The sequence below is a fragment of the Pseudomonas sp. 5Vm1k genome (assembly GCF_056161485.1).
The window spans coordinates 35728-54074 of sequence record NZ_JBSPCZ010000011.1; the positions used below are offsets into that span (position 1 = coordinate 35728).

Here is an 18347-nt window from a genome sequence, read left to right on the forward strand (position 1 = left end):
ACGCTCTGCGTCACGATTCAAGAGCGAAACGCGGAGCGTCCCAAGAGGCATTCCCACGCGGAGCGTGGGAACGATCAATCAAAAGATCGCAGCCTTCGGCAGCTCCTACGGGTGTACACAAAACCCCTGTAGGAGCTGCCGAAGGCTGCGATCTTTTTGCTTTTCAACCCCGCCGCTCATCAACAAAATACAAAGCATCCTAACTATTACGTTGACATTCGCTGCCTAGGCAGTAACATCTCGACATACATTCTCTGCCTAGGCAGCTAATTGGTGGTCAGATGAAGCATTTCACCCCGGAACAATTCAAGCATTGCCATCTCGGCCTTTTGCTCGGGCGCGCCGCGCTGCTCAAGGACCGGATCATCGACACGCACATGGAACCCCACGGCATCACCGCCGCGCAGTTCAAAGTGCTGATCATCATGGCCCAGTTCGGCGTCGATACCCCGGCTGAACTGTGCCGTCACCTGTCCCTGGACAGCGGTTCGATGACGCGCATGCTCGATCGTCTGGAACAGAAAGGTTTCCTTGCCCGCCAACGCTCCGAGGCCGATCGACGACAGGTGCAACTGGTGCTGACCGAGCTGGGCCAGCAACTGGCTGATCGTTTGCCGGATATCGGTGCCGACGCCATGAATGAACTGGCCGGCGCCATCACGCCGGACGAGTTGAGCACCCTGGAACAGATCCTGAAGAAAATCTTGGTGGCAGCCGGTGACTCGATCACCCTGCTGCGGGTAGGTGACAAATGAGCAGCAAAACCTTGCGTACCGGCCTGAGCCTGGTGTTGGCGGCCATGACCCTGGCCGGTTGCGCCAGCTACAGCGGCCTCACCACTGAAGGCAAAAGCCTCGATGCGAAAAGCCTCAAGGCCGGGCAATCCCTCACGGGCGTGACCCTGTCGCCGGCGGCCTGGCCGAAAAGCGACTGGTGGAAGAGCCTCGGCGACCCACAACTCGACGGTCTGATCCGCGAAGCCCTGCACGACAGCCCGGACATGCAAATCGCCGAAGCCCGCGCCCACCAGGCCAGCGCCGCCGCGTATGCCGCCGATGCCGCGCGGATGCCGACCCTCGATGCCAGCGCCGGCGTCAGCCGTTCGCGCCTGGCCAAGGATCAGGACCCGCGCGGGCAGGGCGATGCCTACGCCACCGTGCGTAATGTCAGCGCCAGTTTCAATTACAACTTCGACCTTTGGGGCGGTCAGCGTGACGCCTGGGAAGCTGCGTTGGGCCAGGCTCGCGCTGCCGAAGTCGATCAACAGGCCGCGCAACTGACCCTGTCCGCCGACGTCGCTCGCGCCTACAGCGATCTGGGTCAGGCGCACATTGTTTATGACCTGGCCAATGATGACCTCAAGCGCACCAAACAAATGCTCGACCTGAGCCAGCGCCGCTTGAGTTCCGGGATCGACAGTCAGTACCAGTTTCAGCAAACCGAAAGCCTGGAAGCCAGCTCCGAAGCCAGCCTGATCGATGCGGAAAAACGCCTGAACAGCGCGAAAATCGCCCTAGCCGTGCTGCTGGGCAAAGGCCCGGATCGCGGCAACGAAATCGCCCGGCCGAAGATCCTCCAGGCCAGCGCCGTGGCCTTGCCGTCGGTGTTGCCGGCGGAATTGCTCGGTCGTCGCCCGGACCTGGTCGCCGCACGCTGGCGGGTTGAAGCCGCGAGCAAGGACGTCGCCGCGAGCAAAACCCAGTTTTATCCCAACCTGAACCTTACCGCCGCTGCCGGTGCCGAATCCTTATTGGGTGACGCGATGCTCGGTTCGGCCAGTCGTTTCTTCAACATCGCGCCGACCATCTCGGTGCCGATTTTCGACGGTGGCCGCTTGCGCGCCAACCTCGATGCCCGCGACGCCGACTATGACCTGGCGGTGGCGCAGTACAACAAGAGCCTGGTCAAAGCCCTGGGTGATGTCAGCGACACCATCAACCAGTTACGCGATATCGGCCGGCAGATTGGTGCTCAGCAGCACGCCACCGAGATTGCTCAAGATTCTTACAACACCGTGGTCCAACGCTACGGTTCCGGCATCGGCAATTACCTGGACGTGCTCAGCATCGAACAGCAATTGCTCCAGGCCCAGCGTCAGTTGGCGGACCTGAATGCCGAGCAGATCGACTTGTCGATCCAACTGATGCAGGCGCTCGGCGGCGGCTTCCAGGCCGAAACCATCGCCTCGGCCAATCCAGCTCCAGCCAAGCTGAACAACTAATTCAAGGTAACTGTCATGGCCACCGAAACTACTCAAGCTCCTGAAAACGCCCAAGACACCAGCAACCCGCGCAAACGCAAAGTCATGCTGGTGGTGCTGGCGATTCTGGTGATCCTCGCCGGTGCCGGCGTCTGGGCCTATCACGAATTCTACGGGCGCTGGAACGAAAGCACCGATGACGCCTATGTGAACGGCAACGTGGTGGAAATTACTCCGCTGGTCACCGGCACCGTGGTGAGCATCGGCGCCGATGATGGCGACCTGGTCCACGAAGGCCAGGTGTTGGTCAACTTCGACCCGAACGACGCCGAAGTCGGGCTGCAAAGTGCCCAGGCCAACCTGGCTCGCACCGTGCGTCAAGTGCGCGGTTTGTACAGCAACGTCGACGGCATGCGCGCCCAGGTCAACGCCCAGCAGGCTAACGTGCAAAAAGCCCAGGACAACTTCAACCGCCGGAAAAACCTCGCCGCCGGTGGCGCGATTTCCCAGGAAGAACTGTCCCACGCTCGCGATGACCTGACCTCGGCGCAAAACGCCTTGGCCAATGCGCAGCAACAGCTGAAAACCACCAGCGCCCTGGTGGATGACACCGTGGTTTCGTCGCACCCGGACGTGATGTCCGCCGCTGCGCAACTGCGTCAGGCTTACCTGAACAACTCGCGCAGCACCTTGATCGCACCAGTCACTGGCTACGTCGCCAAACGCTCGGTGCAACTGGGCCAACGGGTTCAGCCGGGCACCGCGCTGATGGCGGTGATTCCACTGGATCAACTGTGGATCGACGCCAACTTCAAGGAAACCCAGCTGCGTGACATGCGCATCGGCCAACCAGTGGACATCGAAGCCGACCTGTACGGCAGCGACGTGAAATTCAGCGGCACCATCGACAGCCTCGGCGCCGGCACCGGCAGCGCGTTTGCCTTGCTGCCAGCGCAAAACGCCACGGGTAACTGGATCAAGATTGTTCAGCGGGTGCCGGTGCGGATTCACGTCAATGCCGAAGAACTGGCCAAGCATCCATTGCGGGTCGGCCTGTCGACCCAGGTTGATGTGAACCTGCATGACCAGAGCGGCCCGGTGCTGGCGCAACAGCCGCCACAAAAGGCTTCGTTCAGCACCAACGTCTATGACCGTCAGTTGGCCGAGGCCGACGCGATGATCACTCAGTTGATCCATGACAACAGCGCTGCGGTCAGCAAGACCGTGCAACGCTGATTCGCCATCACACCGACCCTGTGGGAGCAAGCCTTTGTGGCGAGGGAGCTTGCTCCCGCTCGACTGCGAAGCAGTCGTAAAGCTTTTGGGGCCGCTTCGCGACCCAGCGGGAGCAAGCTCCCTCGCCACAAAGGCTCCCACAAGGTCAGCTGCGTCTGTAACAGGCGGCGCGCCAGCCATGTTTCAAAGGATTAGCGATGAGCAATAACGCGTCTTTCACTCCGCCCAGCCTGGTGCTCAGCACCATCGGTCTGTCGCTGGCGACCTTCATGCAAGTGCTCGACACCACCATCGCCAACGTGGCCTTGCCGACAATTTCCGGCAACCTGGGCGTGAGTTCGGAGCAAGGCACCTGGGTGATCACTTCGTTTGCCGTGAGCAACGCCATCGCGCTGCCGCTGACCGGTTGGCTCAGCCGGCGTTTCGGTGAAGTGAAGCTGTTTCTCTGGGCCACGATTCTGTTTGTGCTGGCCTCGTTTCTTTGCGGTATCTCGACTTCGATGCCGGAACTGATCGGTTTCCGCGTGCTGCAAGGCCTGGTGGCCGGCCCGTTGTACCCGATGACCCAAACCTTGTTGATTGCGGTGTATCCCCCGGCCAGGCGCGGCATGGCCCTGGCGTTGCTGGCGATGGTCACGGTGGTGGCGCCGATTGCCGGGCCGATTCTCGGTGGCTGGATTACCGACAGCTATAGCTGGCCGTGGATCTTCTTTATCAACGTGCCAATCGGGATTTTCGCGGTGATGGTGGTGCGCTCGCAGCTCAAGGCGCGCCCAGTGGAAACCAGCCGCCAGCCGATGGACTACGTCGGTTTGATCACGTTGATCATTGGCGTCGGTGCACTGCAGGTGATCCTCGATAAAGGCAACGACCTGGACTGGTTCGAATCGAACTTCATCATCATCGGCGCAGCGATTTCGGTGATCGCCCTGGCGGTGTTCATCATCTGGGAAATGACTGACAAGCACCCAGTGGTGAATCTGCGGCTGTTTGCCTATCGCAACTTCCGCATCGGCACCATCGTGTTGGTGTTGGGTTATGCCGGGTTCTTCGGTATCAACCTGATCCTGCCGCAATGGCTGCAAACCCAGATGGGTTACACCGCGACCTGGGCTGGCTTGGCAGTGGCGCCAATCGGGATTCTGCCGGTGCTGATGTCGCCGTTTGTCGGCAAGTACGCGCACAAGTTCGACCTGCGGCTGTTGGCCGGGCTGGCGTTCCTGGCGATTGGCTTGAGCTGCTTCATGCGTGCCGGGTTTACCAACGAAGTGGACTTCCAGCACATCGCCTTGGTGCAACTGTTCATGGGCATTGGCGTGGCGTTGTTCTTCATGCCGACCTTGAGCATCCTGATGTCGGACTTGCCGCCAAGCCAGATTGCCGATGGCGCGGGCCTGGCGACTTTCCTGCGGACACTGGGCGGTAGTTTTGCGGCGTCGTTGACCACCTGGATCTGGATTCGCCGGGCGGATCAGCATCACGCGTATTTGAGTGAAAGCATCACCACCTACGATCAACCGACCCGGGATGCCTTGAACACCCTGGGGGGTGCGAGTACCCCGGCGTATGCGCAGCTTGATCATGTGCTGACCAGCCAGGCGTACATGCTCTCCACCGTGGATTACTTCACGTTGCTGGGCTGGGGGTTCTTTGGGTTGATGCTGATTGTGTGGCTGGCGAAACCGCCGTTTGCGGCGAAGGCGGGGCCTGCGGCATCTGGGCATTGAGTGTAGGGCTTGAGATTAACCCTCTCCCCAAGGGGGCGAGGGGACTGACCGAGGCGTTCTTTTGAGTTCCATCGACCTGAAAGCCCGAGTCGAACTCAGGTCTGGTAAACGATGGAGATCTGCTCCCTTTCCCCCTCTCCCTCTGGGGAGAGGGCTGGGGTGAGGGGTGGCTCTTAGCCGTTCGGCAACGCAAGTTGCGGTGGCGGGGCGAAGTCGAAGGGGGCGAGGGCAAACCCTTGCTCATCCACCTGCAATGCCCAGCCCTGGCGATCCCAATCTCCCAACACAATGCGCCGGGCCGCTTGCTCGCCAATTTGCAACTTGTGAATCGCCGGTCGATGGGTGTGCCCATGGATCAGCGTCTTCACGCCATATTGCTGCATGATCCGCGGCACTTCCTCGGGGGTGACATCGACAATGTCGTTCGCCTTCATCCGCGTTTGCGCACGGCTTTCACTGCGCAGCTTGCGCGCCAGTTTATGGCGGGTGCGCAAGGGCAGGTGGCGCAGGATGAACAGGGTGATCGGGTTACGCAGGTAGCGACGCAGCTTCATATAGCCGACATCGCGGGTGCAGAGGCTGTCGCCGTGCATCAATAGCACCGGCTCGCCGTAAAACTGCACGACACTCGGGTCTTTCAACAACGTGCAGCCGGCCTGTTTGCAAAAGGCCTTGCCGAGCATGAAGTCGCGATTGCCGTGCATCAGAAAAATCGCCGTGCCGCTGTCGCTAAGTTCACGCAGGGCCTGACAGATGGAACGCTGGAACGGCGTCATGGCATCGTCGCCAATCCATGCCTCGAAAAAGTCGCCCAAAATGTACAACGCACTCGCCGAACGGGCGCGTCCGGCGAGCAAATCCAGAAACGCCCGGGTAATATCCGGGCGCTCCTCTTCCAGATGCAAGTCTGAAATCAGCAATATCACTCAATGATCTCGGCTTTCTCGATGATCACGTCGTCTGCTGGTACGTCCTGGTGGCCGGATTTCATGGTGGTGGAAACACCCTTGATCTTGTCCACGACGTCGGTGCCGGCAACGACTTTGGCGAATACCGCGTAGCCCCAGCCCTGAGTGGTCTTGGCGCTGTGGTTCAGGAAGCTGTTGTCAGCCACGTTGATGAAGAACTGGGCGGAAGCCGAATGCGGCTCCATGGTGCGCGCCATGGCCACGGTGTACTTCTCGTTCGGCAGGCCGTTGTCAGCTTCGTTCTGGATGCTTGGGCGCTTGTCTTTCTTTTCTTTCATGCCTGGCTCGAAACCGCCGCCCTGGATCATGAAGTTACCGATGACGCGATGGAAAACAGTGTTTTCGTAGTGACCGGCTTTAACGTACTCGATGAAGTTGGCAACGGTAACCGGTGCTTTTTCAGCGTTCAGTTCCAGGACGATGTCGCCGTGGTTGGTGGTCAGTTTGACTTGGGTCATGATCGGCACTCTTTATATGAATTCGTGGGTTTCGGGGCGTTTGGGCCCGCAACCGGTCTGGTCTGTCTCGACCAAGGTGCGCAGTTTAGCGTGCCGGGCGCGAATTTCGAGGCTGTTTTTCATCCGTAGCCGATTAAATGCGACCGTTTGCAAGCGCGCTCTGTCAGGCGCTTGACAGCATCGGCTATGATAGCGGCTTTGTTTTGTCAGGCCTTTCGTTCCGGCCGCGCACTTGTACGTTCAAGGATCCTATGAGCAAGCCCACTGTCGACCCTACCTCGAATTCCAAGACTGGCCCTGCCGTGCCGGTCAATTTCCTGCGCCCGATCATCCAGGCGGACCTGGACTCGGGTAAGCACACGCAGATCGTCACCCGTTTCCCGCCTGAGCCCAACGGCTACCTGCACATCGGTCACGCCAAGTCGATTTGCGTGAACTTTGGCCTGGCCCAGGAATTTGGCGGCGTCACGCACCTGCGTTTCGACGACACCAACCCGGCCAAGGAAGACCAGGAATACATTGACGCGATCGAAAGCGACATCAAATGGCTGGGCTTCGAATGGTCCGGTGAAGTGCGCTACGCCTCGCAGTATTTCGACCAGTTGCACGACTGGGCCGTCGAGCTGATCAAGGCCGGCAAGGCCTACGTCGATGACCTGAGCCCGGAGCAAGCCAAGGAATACCGTGGCACCCTGACCGAGCCGGGCAAGAACAGCCCGTTCCGTGACCGCTCCGTGGAAGAAAACCTCGACTGGTTCGCCCGCATGAAGGCTGGCGAATTCCAGGACGGCGCACGCGTGCTGCGGGCCAAGATCGACATGGCCTCGCCGAACATGAACCTGCGCGACCCGATCATGTATCGCATCCGTCATGCCCACCACCACCAGACCGGTGACAAGTGGTGCATCTACCCGAACTACGACTTCACCCACGGTCAGTCTGACGCCATCGAAGGCATCACTCATTCGATCTGCACCCTGGAGTTCGAAAGCCATCGTCCGCTGTACGACTGGTTCCTGGACGCGTTGCCAGTGCCGGCGCACCCACGTCAGTACGAATTCAGCCGCCTGAACCTGAACTACACCATCACCAGCAAGCGCAAGCTCAAGCAACTGGTCGATGAAAAGCACGTGTTCGGCTGGGATGACCCGCGCATGTCCACGCTGTCGGGCTTCCGCCGCCGTGGCTATACGCCAGCGTCGATCCGTAACTTCTGCGACATGGTCGGTACCAACCGTTCCGACGGCGTGGTGGATTTCGGCATGCTCGAGTTCAGCATCCGCCAGGACCTGGACCAGAACGCTCCGCGTGCCATGTGCGTGCTGCGTCCGTTGAAGGTCGTGATTACCAATTACCCGGAAGACAAGGTCGATCACCTCGAACTGCCACGTCATCCGCAGAAAGAAGAGCTGGGCGTGCGCAAGCTGCCGTTCTCCCGTGAGATCTACATCGACCACGATGACTTCATGGAAGAGCCGCCAAAAGGCTACAAGCGCCTGGAGCCGAACGGCGAAGTGCGTCTGCGCGGCAGCTACGTGATCCGTGCCGACGAAGCAATCAAGGACGCCGATGGCAATATCGTCGAACTGCGTTGCTCCTACGACCCGGAAACGTTGGGCAAAAACCCTGAAGGCCGCAAGGTCAAAGGCGTGGTGCACTGGGTGCCGGCAGCAGAAAGCGTCGAGTGTGAAGTGCGCCTGTACGATCGCCTGTTCCGTTCGCCGAACCCTGAAAAGGCTGAAGACAGCGCCAGTTTCCTGGACAACATCAACCCTGACTCGCTGCAAGTTCTCACTGGTTGTCGTGCTGAGCCTTCGCTGGGCAATGCACAGCCGGAAGACCGTTTCCAGTTCGAGCGCGAAGGTTACTTCTGCGCGGATATCAAGGACTCGAAACCGGGCGCTCCGGTATTCAACCGTACCGTGACCTTGCGTGATTCGTGGGGCCAGTGATTCAAGGAAACAATTAAAGTGTTAACGATCTACAACACGCTCACCAAGAGCAAAGAAGTTTTCAAGCCTCTGGATGGCAACAATGTGCGCATGTACGTCTGCGGGATGACCGTGTACGACTACTGCCACATTGGCCACGGCCGCAGCATGGTCGCGTTCGACCTGGTGACCCGCTGGTTGCGGTTCAGCGGTTATAACCTGACCTATGTGCGCAACATCACCGACATTGAAGACAAAATCATCAATCGGGCCAAGGAGAACGGCGAGCCGTTCGACGTGCTGACCGAGCGCATGATCACTGCGATGCACGAGGATGAGGCGCGCCTCAATATTCTCAAACCGGACATGGAACCGCGGGCCACCGATCACATCGCTGGCATGCAGACCATGATTCAGACCCTGATCGACAAGGGTTACGCCTACGCCCCGGGCAATGGCGACGTGTACTACCGCGTCGCCAAGTTCATGGGCTACGGCAAGCTGTCGCGCAAGAAAATCGAAGACCTGCGCATCGGCGCGCGGATCGAAGTCGACGAGTCCAAGCAGGACCCGCTGGACTTCGTGCTGTGGAAAGGCGCCAAGCCGGGCGAGCCGAGCTGGCCTTCGCCGTGGGGCGACGGTCGTCCGGGCTGGCACATCGAGTGCTCAGTGATGTCGACTTGCTGCCTGGGCGAGACTTTCGATATTCATGGCGGCGGCAGCGACCTTGAGTTCCCGCACCATGAAAACGAAATCGCCCAGAGCGAAGCGGCGACCGGCAAGACCTACGCCAACGCGTGGATGCATTGCGGCATGATTCGCATCAATGGCGAGAAGATGTCCAAGTCTTTGAACAACTTCTTCACCATTCGCGACGTGCTGGAAAAGTACCACCCGGAAGTCGTGCGTTACCTGCTGGTGTCGAGCCACTACCGCAGCGCCATCAACTACTCGGAAGACAACCTCAAGGACGCCAAGGGCGCACTCGAGCGTTTCTACCACGCGTTGAAAGGCCTGCCGAGCGTGGCGCCGGCCGGTGGCGAAGCGTTTGTCGAGCGTTTCACCCAGGTGATGAACGACGACTTCGGCACGCCGGAAGCTTGCGCGGTGCTGTTCGAGATGGTTCGTGAGATCAACCGTCTGCGCGAGAGCGATCTTGATGCGGCGGCGGGTCTGGCGGCGCGCTTGAAGGAACTGGCGAGCGTGCTGGGTGTGTTGCAGCTCGAAGCCGATGACTTCTTGCAGGCTGGCGCTGAAGGTCGGGTTGATGCGGCTGAAGTGGATGCGCTGATTGCTGCGCGTCTGGCCGCTCGTGCCGGCAAAGACTGGGCCGAATCCGACCGCATCCGCGACCAGCTCACCGCCATGGGCGTGGTGCTGGAAGACGGCAAGGGCGGCACGACCTGGCGTTTGGCTGACTGATTGCTGCTTCGTTACAAACAAAACCCGCCTTGTGCGGGTTTTTGTTTATGCGCAGGGCTTTAGTTCTGCGGTGGCGGGGCTGACGTCTTCGCGAGCAAGCCCGCTCCCACAGGGGATTTTGGGTGTGGTTGAGTGTTGTGCACGACACACATCCCCTGTGGGAGCGGGCTTGCTCGCGAAGGTCTAAAGCCGACCACCGCCAATGTGGTTCACTCCATCACTCAGCCTGCCGCAACCGCTTGTACAACGTATTGCGACTAACCCCCAACCGCCGCGCCAAATGCGAAATATTCCCCCCGGCCGCCTGCAACAACCGATTCAAATCCTCTGCATCATTCAAATCCACCGCCAGCGGCTCCGCTGTCTCCACCGGTTCCATTTCCAGATCGACAAAAAAATCATCCGGCAAATGCTCAGGCTTGACCGGTTGATCCTCGGCCATGGCCAGCGCCACCTGCATCACGCTGCTGACCTGCCTTAAATTTCCCGGCCACGGATGACGGCCAAACAGCTCCATCACCTCACGACTCAATCCAGCCCACTGCGACGGTTCCCGGTGTTGTTCCCACAAGCGCTTGAACAGCGCCTGCTTGTCGCTGCGTTCCCGTAGCGGCGGCAGTTCCAGGGTCAAACCGCCAATCCGGTAATAAAGATCCTCGCGAAACCGCCCCAGTTGCACCTGTTCGCGCAACGAGCGGTTGGTCGCTGAAATAATGCGGATGTCCACTGGGAATAACTCGCTGCTACCTACCGGTTGCACGCAGCGCTCCTGCAACACCCGCAACAGGCGAGCCTGGGTCGGCAGCGGCATGTCGCCGATTTCATCGAGGAAGAGCGTGCCTTTGTCAGCCTTGCGAATCAGCCCGATGCTGCCTTTCTGGTTGGCGCCCGTGAACGCACCTTTCTCGTAGCCAAACAACTCGGACTCCACCAGTTCGGCGGGGATCGCTGCACAGTTGACGGCGATAAAGGGCTGTTTGCTGCGGGAGCTGGCCTGGTGCAGGGCTTTGACGAAGACCTCCTTGCCGACTCCGGTTTCGCCGTGGATCAGCAGCGGGATGTCTTTTTCCAGTAGGCGCTCAGCCTGGCGCACGGCTTTTTCCACGCGACTGTCGCCGAAATGCAGGGTGTTCAGGCTGATCGCGGCAGGCGCTACGACGGTCGATTCGGTGCCCTTGGTTTCAGAAAACACTCGCGCCTGAATCGGGGCCTGTTTCGGTCGCTTCAACAGGCACTGGAAACGGTTGCGCCCGGAGGCTTGCAGGGCAAACGGCAAACCATCGGGTTGGTTCAGCAACTCCAGCAAGGACACCTTGAACAAACTCTCGACGCTAACCCGCGACAGGCTGATGCCCAGCAGATTGTCAGCCCGGCGATTGGCCGACAGCACTTGCCCGGTCTCATCGAAAATCAGCAACCCGGCCCACTGGCTGTCGAGGTTGTTCAACCCGGTGTTGAAGGTCAGTTGAAAATGCTGGCCGTGGAACAGGTTGAGGATCAGCCGATTCTCTACGGTCTGGCTCATCATCTTGACCATGCCCAGGGTGTGGGACGGCGGCAGGTAGCTGTCGCTGGACACGTCGAGCACCGCAATCACCTTGCGCTCGGCATCGAAAATCGGCGCGGCGGACCCGGTCATGAAGCGGTTGGCCTTCAGAAAATGCTCGTCGTGTTCGATATGCACCGCTTGCTCGCAAGCCAACGCAGTGCCAATCGCATTAGTCCCGCTGCAACGCTCCATCCAGCTCGCGCCGGCGCTGAAACCGCGGGTCAGGCTCGGCTCGATAAAGCGCTGGGTGCCCCACGATGTCAGCACCTGGCCTTGGTTGTCGGCGAGCATGATCAGGCAATTGGAGTTACTGAGGATGTTCTCGTAATACGGCAGGACTTCCTGATGGGTGGTCTGCACCAGGGAATGCTGGCTCTCCAGCAAGTGCGCAATGCCGTCGGCTGGTAGCTGATCGAAGGTTGGCACGCTGTGATGGCTGAGACCGAACGCGCGGCAGCGGGACCAGGAGTCCTGAATGATGGCGTCATGGGAGAGCGGCGAGGCGGGTACGGCCATGGCAGTCGATCTCTGAGCAGAGCTTTTATTGTTTTTATGGGTATTTCAGTGGCCCACGATCCCCCGTAGGAGCTGCCGAAGGCTGCGATCTTTTGATCTTGATCTGTGCAATCCTCACGGACGCCAAGATCAAAAGATCGCAGCCTTCGGCAGCTCCTACAGGGACCGTAAACGGTCTGTAGAGTGTTGTTCACTATTGTTCATTGTCAACCGCCGAACTGTTCAGTTGTTCAGCCGCAACTGTTCATTTCTGTTCAGCAACGAACGCGGTTTTTCCCTGATTCCACGGATTTTCAAACCAGATCAATAGTTTGTGATTTCTGGCACGAATGTCGCTCTATCGCTTCGGTCGCTTGACTCCAAATAATAAAAAAGGCCGAGCCATGTCATTAACCCTGGAGCACGTCAGCCGTACCGTCGAGGGCCAGACCTGGATCGACGATGCGTGCCTAGTTTTCGAACCCGGATCTTTCAACGTTTTGCTCGGACGCACGCTGTCCGGCAAAACCAGCCTTATGCGTTTAATGGCCGGCCTGGACAAGCCCGACACCGGGCGCATCCTGATGAACGGCGTCGACGTCACCCAGCGTCCGGTGCGTCTGCGCAACGTGTCGATGGTCTATCAGCAATTCATCAACTACCCGACCATGACGGTGTTCGAGAACATCGCCTCGCCATTGCGCCAGGGCGGTGTGTCCAACGAACTGATCCAGAGCAAAGTACTGGAAACCGCGAAGATGCTGCGCATCGAGAAGTTCCTGCAGCGTCATCCGCTGGAACTGTCCGGTGGCCAGCAACAGCGCACGGCCATGGCCCGGGCGCTGGTCAAGGATGCCGAGCTGATCCTGTTCGACGAACCGCTGGTCAACCTCGACTACAAACTGCGCGAAGAACTGCGCCAGGAAATGCGCGAGCTGTTCAAGGCGCGGCACACCATCGCCATCTACGCCACCACCGAACCCAACGAAGCCCTCGCGCTCGGCGGTACCACCACGATTTTGCATGAAGGCCGGGTGATCCAGAGCGGCAAGTCCTCCGAGGTCTATCACCAGCCGCAAACGGTGCTGGCGGCGGAGTTGTTTTCCGAACCGCCGATCAACCTGATGCCGGGGCGTATTGCCGGCAACGAAGTGAGTTTCGCGAATTTCGTGCACTTCCCGCTGAACGTTGATCTGCGCCCGGTGGGCGAGGGCGAGTTCCGCTTCGGCGTACGTCCGAGCCACATCTCGCTGGTGCCGAGCAACGACGATGACCTGGAACTGGCGGTGACCGTTGAGGTGGCCGAGATCAGCGGTTCGGAAACTTTCCTGCATGTGCGCAACGAGCATTTCCTGTTGGTCCTGCACTTGCCGGGCGTCCACGAATACGACGTCGATGCGCCGATTCGCATCTATATCCCGACCCATAAACTGTTCGTCTTCGATATGCAGGGGCGGCTGGTCCAGGCGCCCGGTCGCCGTATCGCGAGGGTTGCCTGATGGCCGAAATTCGTTTGCAGAACCTCGCCCACAGCTACACACGCACCCCGAGCGGGCCTGAGGACTACGCGATTCGCGAGATGGACCACATCTGGGAGCAGGGCGGTGCTTATGCTTTGCTCGGGCCGTCGGGATGCGGCAAATCGACCTTGCTCAACATCATTTCCGGGCTGCTCAGCCCGTCCCAGGGCCAGGTGCTGTTCGACAGCAAAGTGGTAAACGACCTGACCCCGGAGAAACGCAACATCGCCCAGGTTTTCCAGTTTCCGGTGGTCTACGACACCATGACGGTGTTCGACAACCTGGCCTTCCCGCTGCGAAATCAGGGCATGGGTGAGGCGAAAATTCACAGCAAGGTGCAGGAAATTGCCGAGGTGCTTGACCTCCAGGCGCTGCTGAGCAAAAAGGCGCGCAACCTCACCGCCGATGAAAAGCAGAAAGTCTCCATGGGCCGTGGGCTGGTGCGCGATGACGTGTCGGCAATCCTCTTCGACGAGCCGCTGACGGTGATCGACCCGCACCTGAAGTGGAAACTGCGGCGCAAGCTCAAGCAGATCCACGAGCAGTTCAACATCACCATGGTCTACGTCACCCACGACCAGCTCGAAGCCTCGACCTTCGCCGACAAGATCGCGGTGATGTACGGCGGGCAGATCGTGCAGTTCGGTACGCCACGGGAATTGTTCGAGCGACCGAGCCACACCTTTGTCGGCTATTTCATCGGCAGCCCCGGGATGAATCTGATCGACGTTCAACCGCAGCCCGGCGGTGTCGGTTTCGCCTCGACGCACTTGCCGCTTTCCGACGCCCAGCAGCAAAGCATCGCCGAGTCCGAGTGGAAAACCCTGAAAGTCGGGATTCGCCCGGAGTTCGTGCATGTGTGGGACGAGCCATTTGATGACGCGATGCAGGCAAAAGTCGTACACATCGAAGACCTTGGCACCTACAAGATCATGACCCTGAACCTCGACGGCGTGCCGTTGAAAGTGCGCCTGGCCGAAGACAAACCGGTGCCCGAAGGCACGGCGTACATCAGTTTTCCGGCGCAGTGGTTGATGGTGTATGCGGACGATTACCTGCTGGAGGTGCAGCCATGAACAAGGTGCAAAACAACAAGGCCTGGTGGCTGGTGTTACCGGTGTTCCTGCTGGTGGCATTCAGTGCGGTGATCCCGATGATGACCGTGGTCAACTACTCGGTGCAGGACATCTTCGACCAGTCCAGCCGCTACTTCGTCGGCGCCGACTGGTACAAACAGGTGCTGCTCGATCCACGGTTGCATGACTCGTTGCTGCGTCAGTTCATCTACTCCGGCTGCGTGTTGCTGATCGAAATCCCGCTGGGCATCGCCATCGCCCTGACCATGCCGACCAAGGGGCGCTGGTCGTCGCTGGTGCTGATCATTCTGGCGATTCCGCTGCTGATTCCGTGGAACGTGGTAGGCACTATCTGGCAGATCTTCGGCCGCGCGGACATCGGTTTGCTCGGCGCGAGCCTCAAGGCCATGGGCCTGAACTACAACTACGCGGCCAACACCCTGGACGCCTGGGTCACCGTGCTGGTGATGGACGTCTGGCACTGGACCTCGCTGGTGGCGCTGCTGTGTTTCTCCGGTTTGCGGGCGATTCCGGACGTGTACTACCAGGCAGCGCGAATTGATCGTGCGTCGGCCTGGGCGGTTTTCCGACATATCCAATTGCCCAAGCTCAAGAGCGTGCTGCTGATCGCGGTGATGTTGCGCTTCATGGACAGTTTCATGATCTACACCGAGCCGTTCGTGCTCACGGGCGGCGGTCCGGGGAATGCCACGACCTTCCTGAGTCAGACGTTGACCCAGATGGCCGTAGGGCAATTCGACCTCGGCCCGGCGGCGGCTTTCTCGCTGGTGTACTTCCTGATCATCCTGTTGGTGTCCTGGCTGTTCTATACCGCCATGACTCACTCTGACGCCAACCGCTGAGGTCTGCCATGAGTAAAAGAAAGCTGATCCCGCTGCTGATCTACATCCTGTTCCTGCTGGTGCCGATCTACTGGCTGCTGAACATGTCCTTCAAGAGCAACACCGAAATCCTCGGCGGTCTGACGCTGTTTCCGCAGAATTTCACCTTCGCCAACTACAAGGTGATCTTCACCGATCCGAGTTGGTACACCGGTTACCTCAACTCGCTGTATTACGTGAGCCTGAACACGGTGATCTCCCTGAGCGTGGCGCTGCCAGCGGCCTATGCGTTCTCGCGGTATCGCTTCCTCGGCGACAAGCATCTGTTCTTCTGGTTGCTGACCAACCGCATGGCGCCACCGGCGGTGTTTCTGTTGCCGTTCTTCCAGCTGTATTCCTCCATCGGCTTGTTCGACACCCACATTGCCGTGGCCCTGGCCCACTGCCTGTTTAACGTGCCGCTGGCGGTGTGGATTCTCGAAGGTTTCATGACCGGGGTTCCCAAGGAGATCGACGAAACCGCCTACATCGATGGCTACAGTTTTCCGAAGTTCTTCGTGAAGATTTTCATCCCGCTGATTGGCTCCGGGATCGGGGTGACGGCGTTCTTCTGCTTCATGTTTTCCTGGGTCGAATTGCTGCTGGCGCGGACGCTGACGTCGGTCAACGCCAAACCCATCGCGGCGGTGATGACCCGCACGGTCTCGGCGTCCGGCATCGACTGGGGCGTACTGGCGGCGGCGGGGGTGTTGACCATCCTGCCGGGCATGCTGGTGATCTGGTTTGTTCGCAACCACGTGGCCAAGGGCTTTGCCCTGGGCCGGGTCTGAGGAGCTGATGATGGAATGGATGAGTTGGACGGTCCCCACCGCGGCGTTTTTCATCGTCATTGGCCTGATTTTGGTGGGCATGACGACCTGGGAATTGCGTTCGCCGAGCATTCTTCGCCGTGGTTTGTTGCCGATTGCTACCACCCGTGGCGATCGGTTGTTTATCGGTCTTCTCGGCAGCGCCTACCTGCATTTGCTGGTAATCGGCGTCACCGACTGGAGCATCTGGGTCGCGTCCGCGTTGTCCCTGGTGTGGCTGTTGGCTGTGATGCGATGGGGATAGGGTCTGTATGAGAGCCTGCTCCGAAACCTAAACAGGAGGTCATATGTTCGATAAAAATAATAAGCTGCGACATAGCATTTCATTGGCAGCCATGCTGGCACTCAGCGGTTTGAGCGCGACTGCCTGGGCTGACGCCTACGAAGACGCGGCGAAAAAGTGGATCGGCAGCGAATTCAAACCGTCCACCCTGACGGCTGATCAGCAGCTCGCGGAATTGAAGTGGTTCATCAAGGCAGCCGAGCCGTTTCGCGGGATGGACATCAAGGTTGTCTCGGAAACCCTGACCACCCACGAATACGAGTCCAAGGTACTGGCCAAGGCCTTTACCGAGATCACCGGGATCAAAGTCACCCACGACTTGCTGCAAGAAGGCGATGTGGTGGAAAAACTGCAGACCGTGATGCAGTCGGATAAGAGCATCTACGACGGCTGGGTCAACGACTCGGACCTGATCGGTACGCACTTCCGCTACGGCAAGACCGAGGCGATCACCGACCTGATGGCCAACGAGGGCAAGAACTTCACCTCGCCGACCCTGGACATCAAGGACTTCATCGGCATTTCCTTTACCACCGCGCCGGACGGCAAGATCTATCAACTGCCCGACCAGCAGTTCGCCAACCTCTACTGGTTCCGCGCCGACTGGTTTGAACGGCCGGAGCTGAAAGCCAAGTTCAAGGAAAAGTACGGTTACGAATTGGGCGTGCCGGTGAACTGGTCGGCCTATGAAGACATCGCCAAGTTCTTCAGCGAAGACGTCAAGGAAATCGACGGCAAGCGCATCTACGGGCACATGGACTACGGCAAGAAAGACCCGTCCCTGGGCTGGCGCTTCACCGATGCCTGGTTCTCCATGGCCGGTGGCGGCGACAAGGGCTTGCCTAACGGCTTGCCGGTGGACGAGTGGGGCATCCGCGTCGAGGACTGCCACCCGGTGGGTTCCAGCGTGACCCGTGGCGGCGACACCAACGGCCCGGCGGCGGTCTTCGCGACTCAGAAATATGTCGACTGGCTCAAGGCCTACGCGCCACCGGAAGCGGCGGGCATGACCTTCTCCGAATCCGGCCCGGTGCCGTCTCAGGGCAACATCGCTCAGCAGATCTTCTGGTACACCGCGTTTACCGCCGACATGACCAAGGCTGGCCTGCCGGTGATGAACACCGACGGCACGCCGAAATGGCGCATGGCACCGTCGCCACGCGGCCCATACTGGGAAGAGGGCATGAAGCTGGGGTATCAGGACGTGGGTTCCTGGACATTCCTCAAGTCCACGCCTGAGAAACAAAAACTCGCGGCCTGGCTGTACGCGCAGTTCGTGACCTCGAAAACCGTATCCCTGAAGAAAACCATCGTTGGCCTGACGCCGATTCGTGAGTCGGACATCAACTCGCAAGCCATGACTGATCTCGCACCGAAACTCGGTGGCCTGGTGGAGTTCTACCGCAGCCCGGCCCGCGTGCAATGGACCCCGACCGGGACCAACGTGCCGGACTATCCACGTTTGGCGCAACTGTGGTGGAGCCACATCGCCGAAGCGGCCAGCGGCGAGAAAACCCCGCAACAAGCGCTCGATGGCCTGGCCAAGGATCAGGACGCCATCATGACGCGGCTTGAACGCTCCAAGGTGCAACCGGTGTGCGGGCCGAAAATGAACCCGGAACGGGATGCGCAGTACTGGTTCGATCAGCCGGGTGCGCCGAAGCCTAAGTTGGCGAACGAGAAGCCTAAAGGCGAGACCGTGAGCTACAACGAACTGCTGAAATCGTGGGCGGATGCGCGTAAGTAAGCGGCTGTAAGGTGAAATGCGAAC

15 protein-coding genes are annotated in these 18347 nt (G+C 59.5%); 12 read left to right on the plus strand and 3 right to left on the minus strand.

The window, feature by feature from the left end; translation table 11 throughout:
* The first annotated feature begins 281 nt into the window (after positions 1-281).
* The 4 genes from ACWIKB_RS21140 (at position 282) to ACWIKB_RS21155 (ending at position 5163) form a co-directional block, all read left to right on the plus strand.
* Positions 282-755, plus strand: a complete 474-nt coding sequence (locus ACWIKB_RS21140; RefSeq protein WP_475269204.1) for a MarR family winged helix-turn-helix transcriptional regulator — start codon at positions 282-284, stop codon at positions 753-755.
* Entirely contained in the window at positions 752-2221 is a 1470-nt protein-coding gene (locus ACWIKB_RS21145) for an efflux transporter outer membrane subunit (RefSeq protein ID WP_475269205.1), read from the plus strand. Before ACWIKB_RS21140 ends, ACWIKB_RS21145 begins: the two co-directional genes overlap by 4 nt.
* Before the next feature lie 15 nt (positions 2222-2236).
* The gene (locus ACWIKB_RS21150; protein ID WP_475269206.1) at positions 2237-3436 is read left to right on the plus strand and encodes an EmrA/EmrK family multidrug efflux transporter periplasmic adaptor subunit; all 1200 of its coding nucleotides are present in this window, start codon (positions 2237-2239) and stop codon (positions 3434-3436) included.
* Positions 3437-3633: 197 nt separating this feature from the next.
* Positions 3634-5163: a DHA2 family efflux MFS transporter permease subunit gene (locus tag ACWIKB_RS21155; RefSeq protein WP_123508900.1), complete on the plus strand. Its 1530-nt coding sequence runs from the start codon at positions 3634-3636 to the stop codon at positions 5161-5163.
* Between the two features lie 173 nt (positions 5164-5336).
* Here the strand turns inward: ACWIKB_RS21155 and lpxH are convergent, their stop codons facing one another.
* Entirely contained in the window at positions 5337-6089 is a 753-nt protein-coding gene (gene lpxH / locus ACWIKB_RS21160; RefSeq protein WP_475269208.1) for a UDP-2,3-diacylglucosamine diphosphatase, read from the minus strand.
* A complete protein-coding gene (locus ACWIKB_RS21165) occupies positions 6086-6589 on the minus strand; it encodes a peptidylprolyl isomerase (protein ID WP_475269209.1) in 504 nt (167 codons plus the stop codon). The genes lpxH and ACWIKB_RS21165 overlap by 4 nt, the downstream gene beginning before the upstream one ends.
* A gap of 251 nt (positions 6590-6840) precedes the next feature.
* Between ACWIKB_RS21165 and ACWIKB_RS21170 the strand changes: the two genes are divergently transcribed.
* Both ACWIKB_RS21170 and cysS read left to right on the plus strand, forming a co-directional pair.
* Positions 6841-8541, plus strand: coding sequence for a glutamine--tRNA ligase/YqeY domain fusion protein (locus ACWIKB_RS21170; RefSeq protein ID WP_475269210.1), 1701 nt, complete (start codon positions 6841-6843; stop codon positions 8539-8541).
* A gap of 18 nt (positions 8542-8559) precedes the next feature.
* Positions 8560-9942 (plus strand): cysteine--tRNA ligase, encoded by a 1383-nt coding sequence (gene cysS, locus ACWIKB_RS21175; RefSeq protein WP_475269212.1) that lies wholly within the window; start codon positions 8560-8562, stop codon positions 9940-9942.
* Between the two features lie 217 nt (positions 9943-10159).
* Here the strand turns inward: cysS and ACWIKB_RS21180 are convergent, their stop codons facing one another.
* Positions 10160-12007 (minus strand): sigma-54-dependent Fis family transcriptional regulator, encoded by a 1848-nt coding sequence (locus tag ACWIKB_RS21180; protein ID WP_475269213.1) that lies wholly within the window; start codon positions 12005-12007, stop codon positions 10160-10162.
* Positions 12008-12390: 383 nt separating this feature from the next.
* Here ACWIKB_RS21180 and ACWIKB_RS21185 point away from each other — a divergent pair, with 383 nt between their 5' ends.
* Genes ACWIKB_RS21185 through ACWIKB_RS21210 form a run of 6 tightly spaced genes read left to right on the plus strand, consistent with a single transcriptional unit; the run spans position 12391 to position 18323 of the window.
* The gene (locus tag ACWIKB_RS21185) at positions 12391-13485 is read left to right on the plus strand and encodes an ABC transporter ATP-binding protein (protein WP_475269215.1); all 1095 of its coding nucleotides are present in this window, start codon (positions 12391-12393) and stop codon (positions 13483-13485) included.
* Positions 13485-14582, plus strand: coding sequence for an ABC transporter ATP-binding protein (locus ACWIKB_RS21190; RefSeq protein WP_475269216.1), 1098 nt, complete (start codon positions 13485-13487; stop codon positions 14580-14582). Before ACWIKB_RS21185 ends, ACWIKB_RS21190 begins: the two co-directional genes overlap by 1 nt.
* Positions 14579-15445: a carbohydrate ABC transporter permease gene (locus ACWIKB_RS21195; RefSeq protein WP_475269218.1), complete on the plus strand. Its 867-nt coding sequence runs from the start codon at positions 14579-14581 to the stop codon at positions 15443-15445. Before ACWIKB_RS21190 ends, ACWIKB_RS21195 begins: the two co-directional genes overlap by 4 nt.
* An 8-nt stretch (positions 15446-15453) precedes the next feature.
* On the plus strand, positions 15454-16254 hold the full coding sequence (locus ACWIKB_RS21200; RefSeq protein WP_475269220.1) for a carbohydrate ABC transporter permease: 801 nt from the start codon (positions 15454-15456) through the stop codon (positions 16252-16254).
* Between the two features lie 10 nt (positions 16255-16264).
* Positions 16265-16537, plus strand: coding sequence for a DUF2160 domain-containing protein (locus ACWIKB_RS21205; RefSeq protein WP_027925091.1), 273 nt, complete (start codon positions 16265-16267; stop codon positions 16535-16537).
* A 43-nt stretch (positions 16538-16580) separates the two neighbouring features.
* The gene (locus ACWIKB_RS21210; protein ID WP_475269222.1) at positions 16581-18323 is read left to right on the plus strand and encodes an ABC transporter substrate-binding protein; all 1743 of its coding nucleotides are present in this window, start codon (positions 16581-16583) and stop codon (positions 18321-18323) included.
* The last annotated feature ends 24 nt before the right edge of the window (positions 18324-18347 follow it).